Origin of the sequence: Actinophytocola sp., assembly GCF_035712165.1 — a bacterium.
Lineage (GTDB): Bacteria > Actinomycetota > Actinomycetes > Mycobacteriales > Pseudonocardiaceae > DASYTH01.
The window spans coordinates 1-4,524 of record NZ_DASTBH010000519.1; the positions used below are offsets into that span (position 1 = coordinate 1).

The 4,524-nt window shown below is 68.5% G+C and carries 4 protein-coding genes and 2 pseudogenes; 5 read left to right on the forward strand and 1 reads right to left on the reverse strand.

Annotation, left to right across the window (positions count from 1 at the left end; genetic code table 11):
• The 5 genes and pseudogenes from VFO68_RS29420 to VFO68_RS29440 form a co-directional block, all read left to right on the forward strand.
• Nucleotides 1-345, forward strand: a pseudogene (locus VFO68_RS29420) (hydrogenase expression protein HypE); the annotation flags it as partial.
• A 16-nt stretch (nt 346-361) separates the two neighbouring features.
• Complete coding sequence (locus tag VFO68_RS29425; RefSeq protein ID WP_325161667.1) at nt 362-2,128, forward strand: nickel-dependent hydrogenase large subunit; 1,767 nt, start codon at nt 362-364, stop codon at nt 2,126-2,128.
• Nucleotide 2,129: 1 nt separating this feature from the next.
• A complete protein-coding gene (locus tag VFO68_RS29430) occupies nt 2,130-2,966 on the forward strand; it encodes a NifU family protein (protein ID WP_325161668.1) in 837 nt (278 codons plus the stop codon).
• Complete coding sequence (locus tag VFO68_RS29435; protein WP_325161669.1) at nt 2,963-3,592, forward strand: DUF5947 family protein; 630 nt, start codon at nt 2,963-2,965, stop codon at nt 3,590-3,592. The genes VFO68_RS29430 and VFO68_RS29435 overlap by 4 nt, the downstream gene beginning before the upstream one ends.
• A complete protein-coding gene (locus tag VFO68_RS29440) occupies nt 3,593-4,240 on the forward strand; it encodes a DUF6084 family protein (RefSeq protein ID WP_325161670.1) in 648 nt (215 codons plus the stop codon).
• Here the strand turns inward: VFO68_RS29440 and VFO68_RS29445 are convergent.
• Nucleotides 4,172-4,524: pseudogene (locus tag VFO68_RS29445) on the reverse strand (carbamoyltransferase HypF); the annotation flags it as partial. The gene VFO68_RS29440 and the pseudogene VFO68_RS29445 sit on opposite strands and share 69 nt — an antisense overlap.

A 4,524-nucleotide genomic window follows, 5' to 3' on the forward strand; every position in this document is an offset into this window, starting at 1 on the left:
GGCGAGTTCGCCAAGGAGTACGGCTCGCCGAAGTGCCTGGTGAAGCTGGGCTGCTGGGGCCCGGTGGTCAAATGCAATGTGCCGAAACGGGGCTGGATCAACGGCGTAGGCGGTTGCCCGAACGTGGGCGGGATCTGCATCGCGTGCACCATGCCCGGATTCCCGGACAAGTTCATGCCGTTCATGGACGAGCCACCCGGCAGCAAGATCTCCTCGGCGGCGACGGGAATGTACGGAACGGTTATCCGGGCCTTGCGCGGCTTCACCGCAAAAAAAGTTGACGAAGAACCGAAATGGCGCGCAAAAGGCAACCAGCTACTGAGCGGTTACCAGGCCGACTGGTGAAGGAGAGCGAGAACCGATGACTTCCACCAAGGACTCGAACCTGGTCGAGATGGCCTGGGATCCGGTCACCAGGATCGTCGGCAGCCTCGGCATCTACACGAAGATCGATTTTTCGAAGAAGGAGGTCGTCGAGTGCCACAGCACCTCGTCGATCTTCCGGGGCTACAGCATCTTCATGAAGGGCAAAGACCCGCGCGACGCGCACTTCATCACCAGCCGGATCTGCGGCATCTGCGGGGACAACCACGCGACGTGCTCGGTCTACACCCAGAACATGGCCTACGGGGTGCGCCCGCCGCACATCGGTGAGTGGATCATCAACCTCGGCGAGGCGGCCGAGTACATGTTCGACCACAACATCTTCCAGGAGAACCTGGTCGGTGTGGACTACTGCGCGAAGATGGTCGGCGAGACCAACCCCGGCGTGCTCGAGCAGGCCAACAACACCGAGGCGCCGCACGCGGCCGAGCACGGCTACCGGACCATCGGCGACATCATGCGCTCGCTCAACCCGCTGGAGGGCGAGTTCTACCGCGAGGCCCTGCAGGTCTCCCGGTACACCCGCGAGATGTTCTGCCTGATGGAGGGCCGGCACGTCCATCCGTCCACTTTGTACCCTGGCGGGGTCGGCACCGTGGCGACGGTGCAACTGTTCACCGACTACCTGACCCGGCTGATGCGGTACGTGGAGTTCATGAAGCGGGTCGTGCCGATGCACGACGACCTGTTCGACTTCTTCTACGAGGCCCTGCCCGGTTACGAGAAGGTCGGCCAGCGCCGGATCCTGCTCGGCTGCTGGGGCAGCCTCAACGATCCGGCCTACTGCGACTTCACCTACGAGAACATGACCAACTGGGGCCGGAAGATGTTCGTCACCCCCGGCGTGGTCGTGGACGGCAAGCTGGTCACCACCGACCTGGTGGAGATCGGCCTGGGCATCCGGATCCTGCTCGGTCACTCGTTCTACGAGGACTGGGAGGACCAGGAGATGTTCGTGACCAAGGACCCGCTCGGAAACCCGGTGGACCGGCGGCACCCGTGGAACCAGCACACCATCCCGCGGCCGGCCAAGCGGGACTTCGACGACAAGTACTCGTGGACGATGTCCCCGCGCTGGTTCGACGGCACCGACCATCTTCCCCTGGACACCGGCGGCGGTCCGATCGCCCGGCTGTGGACGACGGCGCTGGCCGGGCTGGTCAACACCGACTACATCAAGTCCACCGGGCACAGCGTGCAGATCAGCCTGCCGCGCAGCGCCACCAAGCCCGCGGTGACGTTCGAGTGGAAGATCCCCCAGTGGAGCAACGCGATCGAGCGCAACCGGGCCCGCACCTACTTCCAGGCCTACTCCGCCGCGCTCGCGCTCACCTTCGTGGAGAAGGCGCTCGCCGAGATCCGCGCCGGCCACACCAAGACCTGGGAGCCGTTCAACGTCCCGGACGAGGCGATCAGCTGCGGCTTCACCGAGGCGGTGCGCGGCGTGCTCTCGCACCACATGGTGATCAAGGGCGGCAAGATCGCCAACTACCACCCGTACCCGCCGACGCCGTGGAACGGCAGCGTGCGCGACACGTACGGCACGCCCGGGCCATACGAGGACGCCGTGCAGAACACGCCGATCTTCGAGGAGAACCCGCCGGAGAAGTTCAAGGGCATCGACATCATGCGCGCGGTGCGCAGCTTCGACCCGTGCCTGCCGTGCGGCGTGCACATGTCCATCGGGACCGGGAAGGTGCTGACCAAGCTGCACACGCCACACGCGTTCAACGCCGAGTACTGACATGGCGGCGAATGCCCGGGACGTCGGGGACCGGATCGAACAGCTCCTCGCCGGGCTGACCTCTGGCCGGGACAAGGAGTCCGCCGAGGAGCTGGTCCGGCTGCTCGTGGACATGTATGGCGAGGGGCTCACCCGGGTGGTCGCGCTGCTCGCCGAGCGCGACCCGGCGCTCGTGCACCTGCTCGCCGAGGACGAGCTGGTGGAGAGCCTGTTGCTGCTGCACGATCTGCATCCGCTCGACGTGGACACCCGCATCCAGCAGGCGCTCGACCGGGTCCGGCCCTACCTCGGCTCGCATGCCGGCGGCGTGGAGTATCTGGGCGTCGACGACAACGGCGTGGCCCAGCTTCGGCTGCAGGGCAACTGCAACGGTTGCCCGTCGTCCACGCTCACCGTGCGGACCGCGATCGAGGGTGCGATCTCCGACGCCGCTCCGGAGCTGGAAGGCGTCGAGGTCGCCGGCGTGACCGAGGAACCGCTGCTGCAGGTAGGCATGGGTCCGCCGCCGGACTGGCGGGGTGGTGACCGGACCGGATGGACCGCCCTGCCCGAGATCGGCCCGCCGGCCGGCCACCCGGTGAGCGTGGTCGTGGACGGCACGCCGGTGGTGGTGTGCGCGGTGCGCGGCACCCTCTACGCCTACCGGGACTCCTGCGGCGCGTGCGCGTCCAGCCTCGAATCGTCCACTGTGGACGACGCGGTGCTGGTGTGCGGGTCGTGCGCGGCCCGGTTCGACGTGCGGCTCGCCGGTCGCGGGCTGGACGACCCCGCGCGGCACCTGCACCCGCTGCCGCTGCTGTCGGACAGCCAGGGTGTGCGGGTGGCGGTGGGCCGATGAGCAACGGGCTGCGGCGCTTCGTGGGCGCGGCGCCGGTCAAACCCGCCGAGCCGGTGCCCGAGCTGTGCGAGATGTGCGGGAAGGAGGCCGGTGAGCGGCACGGCCACGTCGCCGACCTCGAACACCGCTCGATCATGTGCGCCTGCCGGCCCTGCTACCTGCTGTTCACCCGGCCGTCCGCGGCCGGCGGCCGGTTCCGCGCGGTTCCCGAGCGCTACCTGCACGACCCCGACCGGCCGCTGTCCGCCGCGGAATGGGAGAACCTGGGCATCCCGGTGGGCGCGGTGTTCTTTCTGCGCGGCGACGAGGCGTCCGGCACCGTTGCGTTCTACCCGAGTCCGGCCGGCGCCACCGAGTGCCTGCTGGATCTGGACACCTGGGCCGGGCTGGCCGCCGCCCACCCGCTGCTGGACATGGCCGAGCCCGAGGTGGAGGCGGTCCTGATCCGGGCGGGCGACGGTGAGGTGAGCTGCTACCTGGTGCCCATCGACGCCTGCTATCAACTGGTCGGCCTGGTGCGCAAATACTGGAAGGGGTTCGACGGCGGCTCGGAGGCGCGCGAGCACATCGACGAGTTCTTCGCCGGGATCCAGGCCCAGGCACGGCCACTGGCAGCGGAGGCATAGGTGGCCGAGCTGGTGTTCGACTGTGTCGGCGCGCAGGCCGACCGGTACGCCGTGACCCCGAGCATGACCCTGCGGCTGCGGATCGCCGAGACCGCAGGCGAGCGGGTGGACGCGATCGCCCTGCGCTGCCAACTCCGGATCGAACCGGTGCGGCGGCGGTACTCGGCCGAGGAGGCGGCGCGGCTGCACGACCTGTTCGGCGACACCGAACGGTGGGCCGACACGCTCAAGCCGCTGCAGCTCGCCACGCTGTCCACGATGGTGCCCGGGTTCACCGGGAGCACCACGATCGACCTGTCCCTGCCGTGCACCTACGACCTGGAGATCGCCTCCACCAAGTACTTCCAGGGCCTCAGTGACGGCGTGGTCCCGTTGCTGCTGCTGTTCAGCGGCACCGTGTTCACCACGAGGGACGGCCAGCTGCAGGTGCACCAGGTGCCGTGGAGCAAGGAGACCTCCTACGGGCTGCCGGTCCAGATCTGGCGCGAGACGGTGGACGCGCACTTCCCGAACAGCGGCTGGCTGCGGGTGCACCGGGACACCCTGGACGCGTTGCAGCGGTACAAGTCGCGACACGCCCTACCGAGCTGGGACAGCACCCTGACGGACCTGCTCAAGCACGACCCCGGCGATGACAGCCTGACCTAGGCTCACCCCGCCGTCGTTGGTCGGCACCCGGTGATGGGTGAGCACCCGGAAACCGTTGTCCGCCAACAGGTCCACGGTGCGGGTGAGCAGCAGCAGGTTCTGGAAGACACCCCCGGACAGCGCCACCGTGTTGACCGCGGTGGACTCGCGCAGCGCGGAGCAGACCTGCGCGATCAGCTCGGCGACCCCGTTGTGGAACCTGGCGGCGATGACCGCCGGCGCGGCGCCGGCCAGCAGGTCCTCGGCCGCCGCCCGGACCAGATCGGCGCCGGTCACCCGCCCGC